Raw genomic sequence first — 20,931 nt, 5'->3', positions numbered from 1 at the left:
CGGAGACGCGACGGGGCACCCGCTAGCTGTCCCGCACGAGTAGGTGCCTTCCTCCACGTCACGCGCCGCTAACTTCCCTCGCCAGCGGCAGCATCAATTCGCTGAGCTGGACATGCCCAGCAGGAGGAGTCTGCGCCTCCGGAGGATCTGCATTCTTCGTGCCAGGCAATAGGCGGAAAATTCGCACGGGCTTTGTGTTCATCTTGTCGACTTTCCGACCTGCTCACGTTTCGATGTTTCCATTCATTGTATCCGCCACAGCCTGTGCATCCGTGTGCCGCACCGGATAGTTAGCGGAAAAGGTGGACGCCTCGATGCCAAGTGCCTGCAGAATTGGGAGTGTGTTGGCTGCCAGTGGACCGTGTGGTTCCCTATCGTTGCCGTCGGCGTTCGCCTTACATGATGGCGACACGAAGCCGACTTAAGCCCGACCTTGAAGTCTGTCTGGCACGCAAATCAACCTGTTCGCCGCGTATGTTGGGCCTGTTCAATGTCTCCTTTAGTCGAAAGAACAGCTGGTCAGCGGACTTGCTGCGCGAACCGCTGGAGGTCGGAAGTCGCCTCTGCATTCTGCTTGGAATGGCGGTAATCCTGGCCGCGCAGACTGCTGTCCCTATCATCGATCTGGCGTACGGCGCCTTCTCAAGGCAGCTCCGATGCTCAATTTGACATCTGACAGGGGCATGTCTGATTACGACATCTGTGATGAGAGAATGTCTCTAGATGGTGGTTAATCATAGAGGTGCATGGTGAGTCACCTAGCAGATGTCGCAGATTAGCTTGGAGCACATAATCTGAGAGGTTGACGGAAGAGTTCTCCTGCCGCTAATTCAAGTCGTCGAGGTTCTCCGGTTCCCATTGGATCCGGAGCTAAGAGGGAAGCCGGTGCAAATGCCGGCGCTGCCCCCGCAACTGTAAGCGGCGAGCTACGTCCAATGATGTCACTGAAGCCTGCACGGCTTCGGGAAGGCCGGACAGGAGCGATGACCTGCAAGCCAGGAGACCTGCCCCGACAATATATTGGTCCACGGACGGGGTGTCTCGGTGGTGCGCCAAGCAGCCGTCGCTCGCGCGACTTCCCCTGCCTGCGTCCGCCATGGCCTTTGTCCCCAACAGGGGTTAACGCTAGCTATGTCTTCTCTCTCTCTTCCGGTTGCTACGCTCGGAACGCCACGCATCGGTCCACGGCGTGAGCTCAAACTCGCTCTCGAAAGCTACTGGTCCGGAAAGATCAGCGAACGGCAGTTGCACGAGGACGCATCCGGCCTGCGCGCAGCGAACTGGGCTCGTCAGAAATCTCTAGGCGTCACGATCATTCCCTCGAATGACTTCTCGCTGTATGATCAGATGCTCGATACAAGTGCCATGGTTGGCGCCATCCCGGAGATCTACGCCTCGAAAGGAGAATCCATTTCCCTCAAGACGTACTTCGCCATGGCCCGCGGATCACAATGCGACGACCAGGATGCGAGTTGCGGCCTAGGACCTCGGGGGTCTGGCGCACCCGCGCAGGAAATGACTAAGTGGTTCGACACCAACTACCACTACATGGTTCCCGAGTTTTACAGGGGACAGGCGTTCAGACTCTGCTCTCGCAAACCCATTGAAGAGTATGAGGAAGCAAAGGCTCTTGGCTTTCAGACCCGCCCTGTCCTGATCGGGCCAGTCACATTCCTAAAGCTCGGCAAGAGTGCCGATAGCGCGTTCCAGCCCCTCTCCCTACTGGATGATCTGATACCGGTCTATATCGAGGTGCTGCATGAATTGGCCGAACGAGGTGTAAGTTGGGTTCAGTTTGACGAGCCCTGCCTGGTCCTTGATCTTGACCAGGCGGTGCGAAAGTCATTGCTACACGCCTATAACCGGTTCGCCAAGGAGGGACCGGCTATCAAGATCATGGTTGCCAGCTATTTCGGCGACTTACGCGACAATCTGGATACCGCCCTGAGCCTCCCGGTTTCCGGTCTGCACCTTGATCTTGTGCGTGCGCCAGAGTTGTTGGATCAGATCATCGCTGAGGGCCGAAGTGATCTCGTCATGTCGCTCGGTGTCATCGACGGCCGGAATGTATGGCGCTCGAACTTATCTTCGCTCCGCCAGCGGCTGGAGCCCGCGATTGCGAAGCTCGGTAAGCACCGTGTACAGCTCGCTCCATCCTGCTCGCTGCTTCACGTGCCAGTCGATGTTGAACTAGAGACCGAGCTCACTTCCGACGTCAAGAGCTGGCTTGCTTTCTCGGTTCAGAAGATGCGAGAGCTTGCGATCCTGGCGCGGGTACTCGCCGGCGACCAGAATGTCGGACCAGCTCTTGCCGATTCAGAATGCGCTGCGACTGCCCGGCGGACTTCGCCCAAGATCCGCGACGCCAATGTCGCTGTCCGGATGAGGGCGATCGACCAGACAATGCGCCGGCGCGCCAGCCCATTTGCCCGTCGCTCCGAGATCCAAAGGGAACGCTTTGGACTACCCGCATTTCCTACCACGACGATCGGATCGTTTCCGCAGACCGCAGAAGTTCGAAATGCTCGTGCGGCGCATGCGCGAGGCGCGATGAGCGACGAACAATACGACAGGTTCCTCAAGGAGGAGATAGCCCGCGCGGTACGTTGGCAGGAGGACATCGGTCTTGACGTGCTCGTGCACGGCGAATTCGAGCGCAACGACATGGTGCAGTACTTTGGCGAGAAACTCGCCGGCTTCGCATTTACCAGGAATGGATGGGTACAGTCCTATGGTTCGCGCTGCGTCCGGCCCCCGATCCTGTTTGGCGATGTAGTGCGGTCGAAGCCGATCACGCTGGACTGGTGGCGCTACGCGCAATCACTAACTAGCAAACCAATGAAGGCGATGTTGACTGGACCGGTGACGATCCTGAACTGGTCTTTTGTTCGCGATGATATTCCCAGAAGCGAGGTCTGCCGCCAGCTTGCGCTCACGATCCGCGACGAAGTCCGCGATCTCGAGAATGCCGGTGCGGCCATGATCCAGATCGACGAAGCTGCACTCCGGGAAGGATTGCCATTGCGCCAATTGGAGTGGAAGGCATATCTCGATTGGGCCGGAGATTGCTTCCGCATCTGCTCGTCGGGCGTTGCCGATCAAACGCAAATCCATACACATATGTGCTACTCCGAGTTTAACGACATCATCGGTGCAATCGCTGCAATGGATGCGGATGTCATTTCGATCGAGACGTCGCGCTCGAAAATGGAGCTACTGGACGCATTCAGGAAGTACGAATATCCAAATCAAATCGGACCGGGCGTGTACGACATTCACTCTCCACGCGTCCCCGAGACGAGCGAGATAAAGGACCTGATGGCTCTGGCTCGGACGCGCTTGCAGGAGTCGCAGCTCTGGGTCAATCCGGACTGCGGCCTGAAAACGCGCAAATGGGAGGAGGTTCGGCCTGCGCTAACCAACATGGTCGCTGCCGCCCGCGAACTGCGCGCTGCATCCGATCCGTAAAACCAGGCTAGAGTCTGTTCTCGACAGAGCTAATTCCTTGTGGTCATTTGCGCTCTCACAATCTCGAGGCAAGCCGTCGGGTCGATAAAAAACGCCCGGCCCCGCTTAGGGGTCGGGCGGAAGTACAGTCTCGGAGGAGCGACGCTGACGCATCGCGCTACTTTCGTCGACGGAGGAGAATAGCCGACGGATCGATCACGGTGCGAACATTCACCGAAAATCTGCGCCTATATAAACCACCAAGTTATCGTAACTCAATTATACCGTGGTATGCGAGACCGTAAGCCTGAGATTTAGAAATCTAGACCGAGGTTTGTCGCTCATGAACACGTTGGCGCGGCTGCGACAGCAATGAACGAAGTATTGCCTGACGTCACAAAGGCACGCACCGCGGGCTCGGTCCGTTCCGAGATGATGCCCGTCAGGCTCGCTCATTCCATCGAGGCTACATCGTTCCCGAGGAGAGAGCGGCGAAGGCAGTCCTGCCCCAAACTCACGCTAATCTATTTTGCAGGATAACGCCGTTATCCGGGCCAGATACGCCAATGGGTCGGCTGCACGGCGACGTGCTCTCCGGTATTCGCATTGATCCATCCGCCGAAGACCCGGCGGCAAGAAAAGACCACCCGGTGAATTGAATTGCCCTCGATCACGGCAATCTCCAGATCCTGATCGAAGGGCGGCGCCGTTTCGAGCCGCTCCCAGGTGAGATCGCCCTTAGATCCTGGACGGAGTTCATTGCTGCGGGCTGACAAATTCAGATAACCTTGTGAATACTACGCACATCGCTCGGGTTCCGCGCAGACAGACTAAGCCCGATCGCTCGGACGGCCCGCGGTCTCGATCGCGTCCGCCGCAGAGGGCTATCGGCCGCGGCGCCGTTGTGACGGAACACGATCCGCTCGTGAACTGAAATATTTAGAATTCCGCCACGAAACAGCCCCTGAGCTTCCGTCGAATCGATAGGCGGCATCGCGAGTGGCGCAGCTTATCATGTGCAGGTCATTGGCGCGCGGCTCGGCTGCGCCCGGAAGCACTCCTAAAAATCGGCCGCTGATACCGGGACATGAATGCATCATGGGACGGCAAGTCCTTTTGTCTGCCATGCGTCTAACCTTACTGAAACATCGCTTCTATGAGCAGGCAGTCGACGCAGCATTGATGCCAGTCAAATTTGGTGCGCCTCCGGTAAAGGTTGTGCTCGAGCGGCTGTTACGAGCCGCAGACGCTTGCGTTCGCAGTCGGTATGTCCGAACTGGGGCTTCTGCCGGGGCCTCGCATTGTCTGCAACACGCCAGCGTGTTGATTTGAGGCGCAACTCGCGCCCATGGGCTACGATAGCATTTTTCCTGCATGGCTCCGTGCACGCAGATGCTCAGTTCGCTTTTCGCCTTTCGATGTCGCTAGCCTTGTCGGCGCTGATCCCACCCTTAAGCCTTGGCGCTGAAGTCCTGGACCGGAGCTCATCGAAACGAGGGCTCCCAAGCCTGATGATGGGCTTTGCTGTCGCGGCGGCAGGTGGACCGTCGGATGCAAGATCGGAGTTCTTGGTCTCATTGCGCCTTCATCGCTTGCGCTATAGCCCCGCCGCAGGCGCATATCAGAAATCAGCCCGCGATGCGCCGGCATTTGCGCCAGTGCTTCACGAAACTATCGCCTGTAAAGTTCGCTGCGGTCTTCCCTATAACCGCCGGCTGAGTATCAAAGCAAGCAAAGAATAAATCCCAGCATCTCGAGCGTGATAGCGCATGGTGGCCTCAATCGTCTCTGCGAGACAATCCTCGATGAGAGACTTGATTTTGCCCGTCAGCGGCATGAGCAGACCAGGAGGCGCTGCTCCTCAGCTCAAAGCAGCGTGCGACACGACAGGCAGGACAGACACGCGCTCGCGGTTCTTCGTGACAGCAGGAGGCTCGCGTCGCGCTGCTGCAGTCTGGACCTATCTTCAAAGGAGCGTACAGACTTCTTGGGATGCTGCTTGAGGCAGATCAAATACTCTCGCTGCGAATGGCAGAATACTGGATAAGCGAACCACAGGAAGAGAGGGGCATGCCTTCATTTAAAGTTCGGTTTATTAAGACCGTTTGTGACGATACCGGCGGCGAGCATCGTGCGTGCCAGGCAGCCTTCAAGGTCGATGCCGCCTCGCTGAGTGCTGCCGCTCAGCAGGCAGAGACCCATTTCTGCAGGCAAAAGAGTGTCCGCGATTGGACAATCTTCGCCGATGTGCTGGAGCTTCGAACCTCGTCTGCATGAGCTAATCCGTCCACATCAGCCTTTCGAACATCCCGCAAGGACGAGTTCTTCTGGTAAACAACGGCCTCGCACTTCCGAGTTTCCCACGGAAGCTGACCTTTTCAACACCGGCCAAGGCTCGTAGTTCACGTCCTCGCCAGTCATAGTATCGCCACCAGCATGGATGTCTTGGGCGCCCGGCGGGACCACGTGTTCGTCCCGGATGCCTACGGACACTGTGTCCGACAACCGCGCCTCGATTGGGGAAATACCTCGTCCTTTACAATGGTCGGGGCGGAGACGAAGTGATCGAGACTCCTCCCATGCTCCGATCACAATACTTCGAGACGCAATTTCTCAAGCCAATCTTCGCGTCCTATTTCGAACAAGGCGCGCGATGGTTAGTGATGCCACGCCCGTTAATGACCGACAGGTCATTTGGCCGTTCCTACGTCCTCTCAACAACGGTGGCCCAACAGAACCGATCAGCGATCCCGGAACGCACTCCTATGACGTTGGCCTGGAGCTGATGTGGGACGGTGCGCAGTGTTTGCGTTTGGGACGCGACCTGGTCGTAAATATTGCGACCGAGAATCACGCAATGGCATGTGATTGGGCTGGAGCGCCATTTGGAGGGACGATGTCGAATCTACCGTGCCTACAAGCTCAGCGATAGCCATATCGATAGCATGGTCATAGCGCTTGCACCGGGGCGGTTGCTCGTGCGGTCTCGCGAGGTGGCCGATTATTTGCCGGAAGCAATGCGCAATTGCGACATGATAATCGCCCCGGAACCACTCAAAAATAACTTCCCAACTTACGACGATGACGACCTGCTCTTGTCCAGCCTTTACATAGATATCAACGTCCTTTCGGTCGCTCCTGACGTCGTTGTGGTCGACGACGCCTGCCCCGAGCTGGCTCGGATCCTTGAACGGAACCGCTTTCAGGTGGTCCCGGTCCGACACCGCCACAGGCGGATCGTTGGCGGGGGGTCCACCGCTTTACTCTCACTCGTTTCGTGAAGGCGGGCCGGAGGATTACTTCAACTAGTCCCGACGATATACGTAATCCTCTGCTTCCCCGCGGCGACGATCGTAAAGCCGTTGCTTCGCGCCTGACAGCTGGCGGGGGCGTGCTCGCTAGAACTGGTCAAGCTTATACCGCATCAGCTAGTTGCCAGAATCGCAGCGTAGGCTCCGCAGTGCCGCGAAGTAGCTGAGCCAGTTAGATGGACTCTCCGCCTCGTCTCAGGTCGACGATCATCGAGTGCCCTCTCAGCGGCCCGTAGAGCACTCTCGCATATTGCGGCACCCTCGTGCCGTCACAGTCTTCACGGACCAGGACGGGAGCTTTGGAATATCATTCGATCCTCAGGTGACTCTAAAGAAGACCGTTCTTCGATGCCACCAGATGGATGAACGGCCGATCTACGCTCGTGCCTAGAGATACGCTAAATGTTCGATATCTATTTGAACCCAACACACGAACGATTCGCGCGGGATCGGGCGGCAATTGGAAGCGAAAGAAGCAGGGCGGTTCGTTTTGTGAGCGACGTCATTCGTCAAGATGTACAACGGCGTGGTTACGACCGACGTCGTTTGATCTCAAATGAGTCAAATGCGGCAGTTGAGAACTCGCCATACTCCTGGTCTACACAGCTATCTAATGCTGAACCGTTCTTCGGGACACTCTGGTCGGGATGTCGCCGATTCCGTCGAAAACGTTGCTTACCGCGGCGACGGCAGGCGGGTGTCGTGCATCGCGCTTAAGGAGGAAGCTCTCTTTTCGCCGCGCGGCTCTGAAGCTTACCTCCAGAAAAGTATTATGAGGCGTTTCCTTGAGTCCATAGCGTGCGCCTGAGTTTTCAGCTGTCCATACTGAAGAGACTTGCCGGCTAGCCGCGCGGTCGGGCGAGCATCGAAGTCGTTAAGAAGCATTTGGCTATCTATTATAGCAGCGGCCCGAATGGCCAGCTCGTATGCAGCGTATCGCAAGTCGCGCGTCTCAACTCGATATTTTCGGCCAAAGGCTGATCGAGCGGGAGGCCAGGTGCGGGATTATCACCTAGCACGCAAGAGATTATCTGAGACGCTGGTACACTTAGATCGGCGTACTATGCACGTTGAGCGAGAGATCGCGCAAGAGCTGAAAGCTGAGCAGCCGCCCCGTTTTACTTCGCAGCTGGGAACGAATGCACGCAGAAAGCGCCCCACGGCAAGCGATTGAGCCCTCGTAAACCGCTATCGGCGTGGCCGCCAGCCGCTCAATCCCTTGCTGATGGTGATGTACTTCGACTAGATCGCGAAGTTCAATTCAGAAACAGTGTCGTTGTTAATGGGTGTTGAAGTTTGTTCAATACGACTGGGGATATTGACTTGAGTCAACCTGAGGGATGGAGGATCCGGCCTTTCGCGCACATCAGCGCGGCTAAACTGATCTCGCGGAAGGCATTTTGGTCAGATATGAGAAAGATGGTCGATCGTTCAGGCAGAACCTGTGTATTGGTTGACGATGGCAGCCGGCGAGAGTCTCTGCCCGTCTTTGAGCGCTCCGCCCGCGCATGGTGCTGATCAGGCCTCACTCCCTTACGAGGCCGTGGATATAGCCGGAGCTTTGTTAAAGGCCGGTCTTTCTGCTCTTTCAGCAAATTCCTTATCGCGGAAACTGGACATGATGATCTTGCATTGGAATAAGGGCATCCCGGGCAGCGGGCGGCATGCTGGAATCCGAGCTCGACCTACAAGCATTTTGGATGGGAGGTCGGCACACGTGAACTTCACCAATAACCCATCACTCGAGGCCATCAAGCGGCGCCGGTCTCTTTAGGCGAATTTGAATCCGTAAGAAAGCGAAGTCGAGAAAGAGCACGCGATCAAGCAGAAGCTGAGCTTGGGTTTATCTACGCGGCCAACTCTTTCGAAACAATCGCGGGCGCGGAACACAACGTCTTTTCATTCTTGTCCGCACATCCCTTGGACCTGTTCAGCTTTGTCGTGATTTGCTAGAGCGTGTCGGTTCCTTAGCTTCGAATAGAAATGTCTCGATGAGAACGTTCTCAGAGTGCGAGGTCTGTATCAACCTTACAATTCCTCTGTATGAAATTTATAATCCAGCAGCTGCACTAGTCCAGCCGCTCGCGTTCGAAAGGCGGGACCGACGTGACTTCCAATGAGATTGTCTATTTTTTACGGTCGTCGCGCCGAGAAAACTATGTTACAAGCCCCCCTCTTCAAAAGGAGCATTCATCGTGAAGAAAGCAACCAAGAAACGCGTTAAGCGGCGCGAATGGACGAGGGCAGATATCAAAGAGCTCAAAGTCCATTCGAAGGCCCGAACCCCGGTCATAAAAATATCAAAGATGACCAAACGCAGCGTCGGTGCGCTCCGTCAGAAGGCCTTACATCTTGGAATCGGACTCGGACATCAGCGGTAGTTTTGGGCAGCGCTGGTACTGGCGCGGTAGGGCGGCTCGCAGCCGCCCTCAGTGCCTATACGGATTTTGTCGCAAATTAGCTTCGCCGATCCGCGCTGAGGGGTTTTTTGGACGAGTTTCAATGCTGGGCTCCAGCACCCTCTCATCATTGAAAGTGGTCTGAACGGTTACGACCGCTCGCGATCCATAACCGGCAGTGAAGACATTGCGTTGATCATAGCCGTCAAGGGTCTCCCACAGGAACGGCCGAACAATCTCGCTTCCGTCAGCAAGATGCGGCAAGCGCGCCTGCTGATCGGGTAATCTCGTGGCATCTTAGATCTGCTCCGTGATCTAACCCTTCTTAGCGCCGTCAGAAGCAACGTTGCAAGAGCCGCTAACCCAAATACGTCTTGCAGTTTGGACCAATGGGCTTGTGTAAAGCAAGCTGGTCGGAGCAATAAACCAGTGCGTTGACCGGACCAACGCCAGCGCCCATTGGAAAGTTGCATTTGGATCGCTCCTGCGTTGAGAAGATTGCTGCGTCCCGCTAAGTCTGATGTCCGCGATATGGTCTGCATCTCTGCAGCACTCTGCTCATATGCCGAAACTGTTGGGAGTATGCCGAGCATCAGCGAGGTACATGCCGCATTTGCCATCAAGGCTCCAGCGCATCCAACTTATGACGATACGCATAAGCCTTTCATGTGCGCGAGCGGGCTTCGGCAAACTTCCGTATAGTTCTTCCCAACCTTCACATATCCGCGATCAATCTCCGTGCAATTGAGCGGTCGCTTGACTTGGTTTTACTTGTCGAGCAATCGCATGAAGCGATTGCAGTCATCCCTTCTGCGATCCCGCCCGATCCATCGAACTGAACGGTTCCCAACGCGTGAGTGGCATGAAAAGATCTTGTCGTTTTTACACTTGGTACGAAAGCAGCTGCTCTCATGTGGTCCGGCGATTGGCTTTGTTTCGCGCAATCGAGCTAACGCCGACAAGGGGCGATTTTCAAGCACGAGTGTCCGACCGATGAGCGGACGTTCTAGCGGTTTGCCTGCGGTGTGCTTTCTCCTCGGTCTTCCACGATCCGGGACCACACTCCTGGCACATCTGCTCCAGCATCATCCAGACATTGTGGCTCCGCCTGAACCCTGGTTGATGCTGGCCCTTGAAGCATTTGGCAGGGTGGATCACCGCCATCCGGCGGGCAGCTCACTGATTGAGGCCGCGACCTTCGAATTCTTGGGGCGGATAGATCGCACGATCGTCAGCCGCGCTTTTGCCGATGCGGCATATAATCAGTATCTTGCAGAAGCGGACAAGCGGATCATCCTAGACAAGACACCACGCTATTGGACGGCGCTTGAGTTTCTCGAGTCTGTCTATCCAGAAGCGCCACATATCGTTCTGATGCGCAATCCCTATGCCATCGCGGCCTCCCTGAAATCGACGTGGGGCATCCCACTGCGGGCAGAAGGCTCGCATTCTCCCAGCGTCTCCAGTCTCGTCGATCTCATGCTCCGTCTGCCCGACGGCATCATATCTTCGCTCGCCGATTTGGTTCTGGGCCTTCCCAGGCTAGTCGCGCACCGCACTCGCCCGCAGACACAATCGGTGCAATACGAACTGCTCGTGGCGCATCCGGACAAGGAAATCCGGCGTCTGCTGACGGCGCTCGGGTGTGATCCTGCGGCCTTCACATCTACGGAGATGAGGCAGGCAGATTATCTCCGAACCAGCAGGTTCGGAGACCGGAAAATCCTAGAGCGAAGCGCCATCGACCAAAGCTCTGTTGACGCGTGGCAATCTCAATTGAGCGTCGAAGAGATGCAAACGGTGACCGATCTGGTCGGCGCCGAGGTTTTTCTAGAACTCGGATACGAGGAGGAACTGCTGCATGCCCAGCAAGCTGGAGTTCTGGACACAAGAGGGGAGGTAACCGAACTCTATCGCCGGACATTCCGGACATGGTGGGATTTGCGAATGACCAAATCGCGAGCGTTATCCGCCCCATCTCACGCTGGAGAGCCAGCCCACACTTCTTGGAAGGTTTCGGAGAATCGCGACGTGGCTATCGAGATGTTGCGAGGCGAGATCGCGCGGCTTGAGCAGATCCTCAATAACTCCTAAGGGGATCTGAATGCTTGCTATCAGAACACGCTCGTCGATGTGGCCACATACTTAACCCGCGCGAGCTGATCCCCGATCGGCTGTGACGCAGGCGCCGGCCACACCAGCGGCGGAATGCTCTAGGCTGCCGCGTCTGCAAGTCTGCTGTCCAACGTGGCTTGACCTGATGAACGAGCCATGCGTCGTCGCCGGCCGTTTCCGCCACGGATATTGTCACTCTGGGCGGGAGCCATAGAACGGCGGGAACAGAGATCCTGCATTGAAAAGAAGATATATGCTACCGAAACATCTGCGCCGTCTCGAAGCTGAATCCATTGAAATCATGCGTGATGTGGTCGCCGAGTTCAGAAGGCCGGTCATGCTTTACTCTATCGGAAAAGACTCCAGCGTGATGCTGCACATTGCGATCAAGGCGTTCTATCCGGCAAAATTGCCCTTCCCCCTGCTTCACGTGGACACGACCTGGAAGTTCCGGGAGATGATCAGCTTTCGAGACACGACAGTCGGGCGGCTCGGCCTCGACCTGATCGTCCATGTCAACAAAGAGGGCATCGCGCGCGGCATCAATCCGATCGATTCCGGCTCCGCGCTTCATACCCAGGTAATGAAGACCGACGCTCTGAAGCAGGCGCTCGACATCCACGGGTTTGATGCCGCCTTTGGCGGAGCCCGGCGCGATGAGGAAAAGAGTCGTGCAAAAGAACGGATACTCTCCTTCCGTTCGGCCGGACACGTATGGGACCCACGTGACCAGCGGCCGGAGCTCTGGAGCCTGTTCAACACACGTATCCGCCAGGGCGAAACGATGCGCGTGTTTGCCATGTCAAACTGGACCGAGCTCGACGTTTGGGAATACATCATGATCGAGAAAATTCCGGTCGTTCCGCTCTACTTTGCAAAACAAAGACCGATAGTGCGCCGAGATGGTGCGTTGATCCTGGTCGATGACCAGCGGTTGCCGCTTAAATGCGGCGAGACGCCGGAAATGAGGATGATCCGGTTTCGCACGCTTGGATGTTATCCTTTGAGCGGGGCTATTGAATCGGACGCGTCGACGATCGAAGAGATCGTCGCAGAAATGCGGACTACGACTGTGTCGGAGCGCCAGGGACGCCTAATCGATACCGATGACGCTGCTTCAATGGAGAAGAAGAAGCGGGAAGGCTACTTTTGATGTCTACAAAGCCGAAAACGGAACCCGTCCCGGCCCGGACAAAGGATCAGCTGCGATTCATCACATGTGGCTCGGTAGACGACGGCAAATCGACGCTGATCGGCCGATTACTGCACGACAGTAAGATGATCTACCACGATCAGCTCACGGTGCTGGAACGCGACAGCATCAAGCACGGTAGCACCGGGAATAACATCGACTTCGCGCTGCTCGTGGACGGGCTCGAGGCCGAACGGGAGCAGGGCATCACGATCGACGTCGCCTACCGCTTCTTCACGACGCCGCGGCGCTCCTTCATGGTGGCCGACACTCCGGGCCACGAGCAGTATACCCGTAATATGGCTACCGGCGCCTCGCATGCCCAGCTCGCCATCATCCTGATCGATGCCCGCAAAGGCGTAATGGTTCAGACCCGCCGCCACTCCTTTATCTGTTCGCTGCTCGGTATTCGTCATATCATGCTGGCAGTGAACAAGATCGATCTTGTCGCATACAACAAGGAATGCTTCGATCGGATCGCCCGTGACTACCTGGCCTTTGCCGCCGGTCTCGGCTTCACCTCAATCGTTCCGATCCCGATCTCGGCCTACTACGGCGACAATGTTGTGGACCGCTCCGCTCATACCAACTGGTATCATGGCCCCTGCCTCCTTGAGTATTTGGAGAGCATTGACATCCAGTCGGGCACCGCAAACCTCGGTTTCCGTTTTCCGGTCCAGTGGGTGAACCGGCCAAACTCGGATTTTCGGGGCTATGCGGGGACGGTGGCTTCCGGGAGGATCTCGGTAGGAGACGAGGTTGTTGTGGCCGCGTCGGGACGGACCACGTGCGTGAAGCGGATCGTGACCCACGGTGGCGACCTCGCGGGTGCCGAAGCCGGGGACGCGGTTACCATTACACTCGAAGACGAGATCGATATTGGCCGTGGCGACATTCTGTCGCGACCGGATGACGAACCGAACGTCGCCGACCAGTTCGCCGCACACGTGATCTGGATGGACAAGGAGCCGCTCGCTCCCGGACGCAATTATGTCCTGCGGATTGGATCGCAGACGATTTCTGGCAGCATTACTGCAATTAGACATCGGATCGACGTCAACACCTGTGAGCATCTGGCCTCCCGCATGGTTTCCCTGAACGAGATCGCCTTCTGCGATGTTGCGACCACAATGCCCGCAGTATTCGATCCTTACGACGTCAATCGAAAGACCGGATCATTTATCTTCATCGACCGTTACACGAACCGTACGGTCGGCGCCGGCATGATTGCCTTTCCGCTACGGCGGGCCGCCAATAGTGCTAGGCAAGCGCTATGCGTGGATAGAAGGGAGCGCGCTGCGCTGAAGAATCAGAAGCCTTGCGTCGTCTGGTTCACCGGACTGTCTGGGGCCGGAAAGTCGACGATTGCCAACCTCGTCGATCAAAAGCTGTTTGCCATGTCGAGGCATACCGTGCTGCTGGATGGCGACAATCTCCGGCACGGATTAAATGCGGACCTCGGTTTCTCCGAGGCGGACCGTGTGGAGAACATTCGGCGTGTCGGTGAAGTTGCCAAGTTGATGGCGGACAGCGGCTTGATCGTGATCTGCTCGTTCATCTCGCCCACTCGGGCCGAGCGGGACAGGGTGCGAAGTCTGGTTGGCAAGGAAGAGTTCATCGAGGTCTTTGTCGATACGCCGATCGAGGAATGCGCGCGGCGAGACCCAAAAGGGCTGTATTCAAAGGTGAAATCCGGCACCATCAAGAACTTCACGGGGATCGATTCGTGCTACGAAGCACCGGAAACACCGGACATTCATCTCAGGACCATAGAGCAGACGCTTGAGCATTCAGCGAAAGCGGTAGTGGATGTATTGATAGCGCGCTCAATTCTTAATGGTTAGATGTCCTCGCATCGCTCATCAATTCGCATGATGGCCTGATGCCGCGGCAGGAGAGTCGGCCCAGGCGGGCCCTGCGATCTGACTTTTCGCTCGAGAGGAATAAAATGGTCGCACCCACTCGTCGATTGCCCGCTTCCGGTTATGTACTCGAAGTGGATGGTCAATTCAAAACCGAGTACGCGAGCAAAGATGGTACATGGGCAGGAGCGGAGGAGCTCAAGAAACGCCCTCCGATGCTGAAGAGCAGAATCTACGACGCACTGAAAAAGACCAGAGAGGAAGTCCGGCTTCGGATAACTTGATTATTCCGAGCTAGCGATTCTTGCTGCGCGTTTGTTCAGCGACGCGCTGAGGTCTCGTTTGAGTCGAGCCGGAGCCGCGAACCGGCCGCTTCGATCTGTCGGCGCAGTGTGAGACTTGGGCCGGAGTGTTCCTGGCCTGTTCATCTGCGAGCTTTCGCTCGGTTTCGCGTACCCAGCGTCGATCACGACCGCTCCTGATGGGACGATTCCAGCGCTCGGGAAGCTTGCTTCCTTGTGTTCGCCGCTCGTCTGCGGACACCGTCGGCGTACGCCCCAAACCTTCGCATGCAGGCGTGGCTGCAGTGAACGTTAAGTAGCCTGTGCTAGGGAGTTCCCCCACGCTTTACGGTCCTACTCTGTTCCGGCTTCCCAGCGTTTTTGATCGCTATGAAGGCGGCGGCGGGCACGACAGAAAAGACAGAGGAGCTCATCTGTGGCAAGTGACCAAGGATGATCTCTTGATGATCCGCTCTGGTCAACCGTCAACGTGCTCGATCGCGCGAAACTGCATCGAACTCAGGCTCGCATCAACGATCAGGTGCTGCAGAGAGTCAACGCAAGCAGAACGGGTCGAAGTGAGGTTCACCGGGCCAGCCCCTAGCAGTCAGGTGCTTGTGTTCGTCGAGTGTCGGTGATGCCTAGACACTCCTGTCACCTTGCAGCCGAAGCTTTGGGCCAGCCATTAACCAAAGCACGTCGCCGCAGCCATGATCGATCAATGAAACGTTCTTGCCGCGAAGCAGCATGGACGCCCGAGAGGTGTTGCCAGCCTCGCGATCGCTTTCGGAAGGGACGCGTACGATCCTTCTGGAATCGGCTCCACATATTCCGGGCAATTTAGGGCGACACGTTCTGGTCGCCTGCAGATGTCGAACGGATCGTGGCTAACGCCCGCGAACCAAGGCCGCCCAATTGCTATCAAGCCCGCCTCGACTACGGTCGCAAAAGGCCGCTTCGCCCAAGCGCGACGACATGATGGAGGCTATGCGGCGTACACTTTCGACGCACCAGCATCCGGCAAGATCCCCCGGCACGGCGCAGAAGTCCTTACTGTTATCTGGTCCGATGGCCAGCAGCTCATGCGGACGGACGATCGGGATGATCGAGTCACTGCAAGTGTCCGCGCTCGCAGGTACAATCCCAACTGTCGGTGGTGATGTCGAACCCATAAATTATTCTAGCTCGCTGTGGACCTCCGCACGCAGCCGGGTCCGACGGATTGTCGCTATCAGAAGGCAGTCAAAAAAATACTCGAGAGGATCCTTGGAGAGGGTTGAAACGCCCGTAACGTCAAGTTGTACGATCTCCAAATGGACAATGACGGTATCAGCGCACCAAATCCTTCAACAGTGACAGAGTCTGTATGAATCAAGTCGAGCCATCAGAATTCCGCTGCGAAGGACCATCACCCATGCGCTGATCTGCATCCGGGCGCAATGACCCGACGGCATCGCTTTTCTGGACGTAAAGTGCACCTGAGTGGCACAGGTCACGCGTAAGTCGTCGACGACCTGGCGCTTGCCTGACGCAAGAAAGCGACGGCTCACCGGAGCATGCGTGATGGTTGGATGAGAGTGTGGGTCGGTGCGCCTTACGCTCGGGCGCGCAGTGCCAAGGGTGATTTGGGAGGGTCCGAATGGGTTCGGTAATAGCTTCGTGAAGGATCGCTGTGCGTCGGTGGTGAAAATTGGAGCTGTAATCTGTGGGGCTTGGAAGTCGCCGCCAAACGCGCCCGTGACCTATGGCGATTGATTCAAAGCTGTTGATCGAGGAAGGCGGCGCGCGCCACGGAAGGGTCATCTGGTGGCGTGGGCGTACTCCCGATCCAACGAAGAATGCAACTTGAGGAGAATGGTTTGACAAGACAGCGCTCTTTGCTGACGCCTGGTCCATTGTCATTGTCGCTGGCGGTGAGAAGCCAGATGCAGCTTGATCTCGCATCTCGCGATGACGAGTTCAAGGAGGTGACCGCCTGCATGAGGCGGCTGACCCTCGGCTTGCTGGGAAATGCTGAGGACTATTCCGTGGTGCCTATTCAGGGAGGCGGCTCCTTTGCAATGGAGGCCGCCCTCTCTTCATTTGTGTCGCGAGCCCACAGGCCGCTCGTTTGCATAAATGGCATCTACGGCGAGCGCATTTTACAAATGTTGCGGCTTTGGGGCGTCGAAGCGCTAAAGCTTGTCAAGCGAGCCACCGATCCTTTGGATCCTCAGGAAATTGGCGCGTATTTGAGCCAGAATCCTGGCGTTACCCACCTATGTTTGGTGCATTGCGAGACAACAACCGGGATCGTCAATCCGCTGCACGAGATAGTGGTGGAGGCGAGGCGACGTGGCGTAAAGACCATCATCGATGGGATGAGTTCTTTCGGCGCCCTCAATATCGACCTGAGGGAGCGCGGGCCTGACGTGCTGGTCACATCGAGCAACAAGTGCATAGAAGGGCCGCCGGGAGTAGCGTTTGTCATCGCCTCGCGCGAGCTGCTGGAGAATGCGGTTCAGGAACCGAGATCGTTTGTGCTCGATGTGAGAGATCAGTGGCTCTCGCTTGAGCGTACCGGTGAGTGGCGGTCGACCCCTCCGACCCACATCGTTCAGGCGACGACGATGGCGTTGAAGATTCTGCACGAGGAGGGCATCGATGCCAGGCGCCTCAGGTATGAGAAGGTCAGGGACAATATCGTCAAAGAACTCGAGGGGATGGTGTCTCCGCTGTTGCCCCCGGACTTGCAGTCGCCGGTCTGCGTTGCGTTTCGTGCGCCGTCCGGAATTGTGGATCAGGCTGGATTCGATGGGCTGTATCGCCACTTGGCGGCCCACAATCTCTACGTCTACTCGAAGCTGCATCTTGCGACGCGCAGTTTTCGCGTCGGTTGCATCGGGGAAATCCAATCCAGCTGGATCGAGCGGTTGGGGTGCGCTTTTCGTACATATTTTCGTTCCGGTCAGGCTAGGTCAGAAACGCTAATGTCGGGCCAAGAGGCATGGGGGGCTCGCGTAAAGGTGCCGGCTCGAGCGTCTGGGGACCGGCAGCTGTCGTTTTCTGCCGAGACTGCTGTTCTGCATGCGGGCTATCGACGCGATCCGGTGACAAAAGCTGTCGCAGTGCCGATCTATCAGAATACGGCTTATGAGCTCGATGGCGATCTAAACCACATCGCTGACGTCTACAACGTCAAGGCCGATGGATACACCTATACGAGGATCATCAATCCGACGACCCGCGCGCTGGAAAAGCGCTACGCCGCGGTCGACATGGGAAGCGATTCGCTCGCCGTTGCGTCAGGTCAAGCGGCGACGTTCCTTGCCATCGTCAACCTGTCGAGTGGCGAAGTTGGCGACAATGTCGTCGCCTCTCCGTATCTATATGGCAATACGTGGAATCTGCTCCACAATACATTAAAGCGCCTCGGCATTAGCGTCAGGACGGCAGATCCTCGAAGGCTGGAGACATTCGAGCGCGCCATTGATGATCGCACGATATGCCTGTTCGGAGAGGTGATTTCGAATCCCTGTCTGATTCCTCTCCCGGTCAAGCAGTTGGCGGAGATCGGCAGAAAATACGGCGTGCCTCTGGTCGTGGACAATACGACCACGCCGCTGGTATGCCGGCCCTCAGATCTCGGCGCTGCGATTACGACGTACTCCGCAACGAAATATATATCCGGCCATGGCACGACGCTCGGCGGGCTGATCGTTGACAACGGCGAGTTTAGCTACCGGGGAGCGTCCCGCTTTCCATTGTTCAACCGTCCCGACGAGGCGCATGGCGGAATTGTCTGGCATAACGCGGTGCGCGATGTCGGCGATCTTGGAAAGAGTGAGTTTCTCCTCAAGGCTCGCATGACCTGGTTGCGCGATACCGGCGCTGCCATCGCCCCGTTTGCGAGCTTTCAACTCATCCAAGGGCTCGAAACGCTGCCCCTTCGCATGAAGCAGCACTGCGCGAATGCCAAGATCGTCGCCGGTGTTCTCAAGGAGCATCCGAAGGTGCGTCGCGTCTTCTACCCGGGGCTCTTTGAAGGCGCCGATCAGGAAGTCGTCGAGCAGACACTCAATACCGCATACGGACACGGGGCGATGGTCATGTTCGAAGTGGAGGACGAACGGGCGGGACGAAAGTTCATTCAGAACGTCGATTTGATGTATCACGTTTCGAATGTGGGAGATGCCCGCACGCTCGTGACTCATCCTGTCTCGACGACGCATACCACTGTGCCGCGGGAAAAGCGTGAAGCCGCCGGCATATTTGGCGGCTCGATCCGGCTTTGTGTCGGGATCGAAGATGTCAACGACATCTTGCGCGATCTGGACAAGGCGCTTTCCGCAATCTGACAACCTGCAAGGTGATCAGGAGAGGTTATCATGAATCAGGCAGACGCTTGGAAATTGAGGTCATCACGCTTTGAGGCCGTTCAATTCAGTCGCGAGATCAATAAGCAACTCTCGGAGCTCAGGCCCGACAATATCACAGGGGCCGCCTACATTGCCAAAGATTACGCTGTCATCACGGTGTGCACGATCGCGACTGTCTCCGTCTCGTGGTGGCTCTACCCGCTGGCCGTTCTTCTGATTGGTGCTTATCAGCGCGGATTGACAACCATCGCTCATGATGCGGCACACCGCACGCTCGCCAAGAACACCACCTGGAATTATATCCTTGGTATTCTGTTCGCCTCCTATCCCCTGTTCCAGCGCCACTGGGCCTATCGGATATCCCATGTCTACTTGCATCATCCCTATCTTGGCGATCCGGACAAGGATCCTGATCTGAAGTTCTTCCTGGCCAGAGGTGTTTACGACGTGCAGCCTCCGGAGCGATACGCCTTCAACATGATCTGGAAGCCGATCTTCGGCGGCGCGACAGTAGCCTATCTGAAGTATCTTTGGACCAATCGGTTTTCGATCGATGAAGCCGAGGATCAGAGCCGGTCAGGCATACTGGTCGATAAGTGTTGCTTCTATCTCTTCTGGATCAGCATTCTGGCCGGTTCATACGCTCTTGGGCTGCTCCATATCGTCGTCCTGTTCTGGATTGTGCCCTATCTCACCACGTTTCAGGTCCTCGGTTGGTTCATCGAACTCGCCGAGCACTCACCCATGTGCGAAACCGAGACGCAGAACGTCTATCTCACAAGAAATCGGAAAGGCAGCTTCCTGGAGCGAGCCATCCTCGGGCAGAATTTGGATGAGTACCACCTTGAGCACCACCTTTCACCCGGTATCCCGTTCTGGCTGTTGCGCAAGGCCCAGAAAATCCGAATGCAGGATCCGAACTACGCGAAGGTCGCCGCGACTTGGGGCGGGCTCTTTGTCAAGGGACCTCAAGGTCAGCCTAGCGTCATAACTCAGTTGAAAGAGCGAAATCGTCGGCTGTATGAGCAGTCCGTTGCTGGCGCTGACACGCGAGGGCAGGTGGCGTGAGGTTGCAACAGCCCGAGCGCGCCCGAGCCGTTGTCGCGGTCACTTCGAACCGGCTTTTGGTCGATGGTGTGCATCGCGACTGGTTAAGGCGCAAGTACGTGCAGGCACTCCATCATCATGCGGGAGTGGCTTGCGTCATATTACCGACCGTCGATGCGGAAGATGTGAGGGAAGAAGTCGCCACGGCCATGATGCGGCGGCTCGACGGTCTGGTCTTGACAGGTGATGAATCGAACGTCGACCCCGCCGTCCTGTCAGCGCCTAAATCCTTTGCGGATCCTGATCGACAGGATGTTGAGCCTGGAATCCTTGACCGTCCGCGGGACAGGCTCTCTGCCGGAGCCATAGAGAGCGCCATCGCGCTCGGAATGCCTATTCTGGGTATCTGCCGTGGGCTTCAGGAACTCAACGTCTATTTCGGCGGCACACTCCGCGCGTCGCTTGCGGAGTGGAGCCGAGAAAGCGGTGCCATGCATGCCGAGAAGGCAGATCGCCCCAGGGACCGCCAGTACGATCCCGCGCACAACGTCAGGATATCATCCGAGGGCGCACTCTTTCCAATCGCCCGGACAATCGAAGCGCAAGTCAATTCGCTGCACAATCAAGGCATCGAGGCGCTTGCCCCAGCGCTGAGACGCGAGGCGTGGTCGCCCGACGGTCTGGTCGAGGCAGCTTCAGTGATTGGCGCTCCGACCCTGCAAATCGGTGTGCAATGGCACCCCGAATGGCACGTCTCAACCGACCTCCTCAGCAGGCAACTGTTCAAAGCATTTGGAGAGGCGTGTGCTGGGTACTGCTGGACCAAGAAGGGCTAGAGGCAGCTCGTGATATTGCAAACGAAACGTGGCCCGTCCGAGCCGAAAGCGCAGTCCTCCGAAATGGGCGCGTGCGCCTGGAA

8 protein-coding genes and 1 riboswitch are annotated in these 20,931 nt (G+C 56.9%); all 8 genes read left to right on the top strand.

The features are described 5' to 3' along the window. Positions 1 to 824: 824 nt before the first annotated feature. Positions 825 to 1,026, top strand: a riboswitch (cobalamin riboswitch). Positions 1,027 to 1,131: 105 nt separating this feature from the next. Beyond that, complete coding sequence (gene metE / locus N2605_RS25410; RefSeq protein ID WP_260343483.1) at positions 1,132 to 3,468, top strand: 5-methyltetrahydropteroyltriglutamate--homocysteine S-methyltransferase; 2,337 nt, start codon at positions 1,132 to 1,134, stop codon at positions 3,466 to 3,468. A gap of 1,971 nt (positions 3,469 to 5,439) precedes the next feature. Next, positions 5,440 to 5,724, top strand: a complete 285-nt coding sequence (locus N2605_RS25405) for a hypothetical protein (RefSeq protein WP_260343482.1) — start codon at positions 5,440 to 5,442, stop codon at positions 5,722 to 5,724. Positions 5,725 to 10,150: 4,426 nt separating this feature from the next. Beyond that, positions 10,151 to 11,251, top strand: coding sequence for a nodulation protein NoeE (gene noeE / locus N2605_RS25400; protein WP_260343480.1), 1,101 nt, complete (start codon positions 10,151 to 10,153; stop codon positions 11,249 to 11,251). A gap of 274 nt (positions 11,252 to 11,525) precedes the next feature. Then, positions 11,526 to 12,425, top strand: coding sequence for a sulfate adenylyltransferase subunit CysD (cysD, locus tag N2605_RS25395; protein WP_260343479.1), 900 nt, complete (start codon positions 11,526 to 11,528; stop codon positions 12,423 to 12,425). Beyond that, positions 12,425 to 14,308 carry a sulfate adenylyltransferase subunit CysN gene (gene cysN, locus N2605_RS25390; protein WP_260343478.1) on the top strand — a complete coding sequence of 628 codons (1,884 nt, stop codon included), beginning with the start codon at positions 12,425 to 12,427 and terminating at the stop codon, positions 14,306 to 14,308. Before cysD ends, cysN begins: the two co-directional genes overlap by 1 nt. Positions 14,309 to 16,532: 2,224 nt before the next feature. Further along, positions 16,533 to 18,944, top strand: a complete 2,412-nt coding sequence (locus tag N2605_RS25385; RefSeq protein ID WP_425248811.1) for a 2-aminoethylphosphonate--pyruvate transaminase — start codon at positions 16,533 to 16,535, stop codon at positions 18,942 to 18,944. A gap of 30 nt (positions 18,945 to 18,974) precedes the next feature. Beyond that, a complete protein-coding gene (gene rtxC / locus N2605_RS25380) occupies positions 18,975 to 20,033 on the top strand; it encodes a dhydrorhizobitoxine desaturase (protein WP_260343476.1) in 1,059 nt (352 codons plus the stop codon). Next, entirely contained in the window at positions 20,030 to 20,848 is an 819-nt protein-coding gene (locus N2605_RS25375; protein ID WP_260343475.1) for a gamma-glutamyl-gamma-aminobutyrate hydrolase family protein, read from the top strand. The genes rtxC and N2605_RS25375 overlap by 4 nt, the downstream gene beginning before the upstream one ends. Positions 20,849 to 20,931 lie beyond the last annotated feature (83 nt).

The sequence above is a fragment of the Bradyrhizobium yuanmingense genome (assembly GCF_025200905.1).
GTDB lineage: Bacteria > Pseudomonadota > Alphaproteobacteria > Rhizobiales > Xanthobacteraceae > Bradyrhizobium > Bradyrhizobium yuanmingense.
This window is presented reverse-complemented; position numbering and strand designations above follow the sequence as displayed.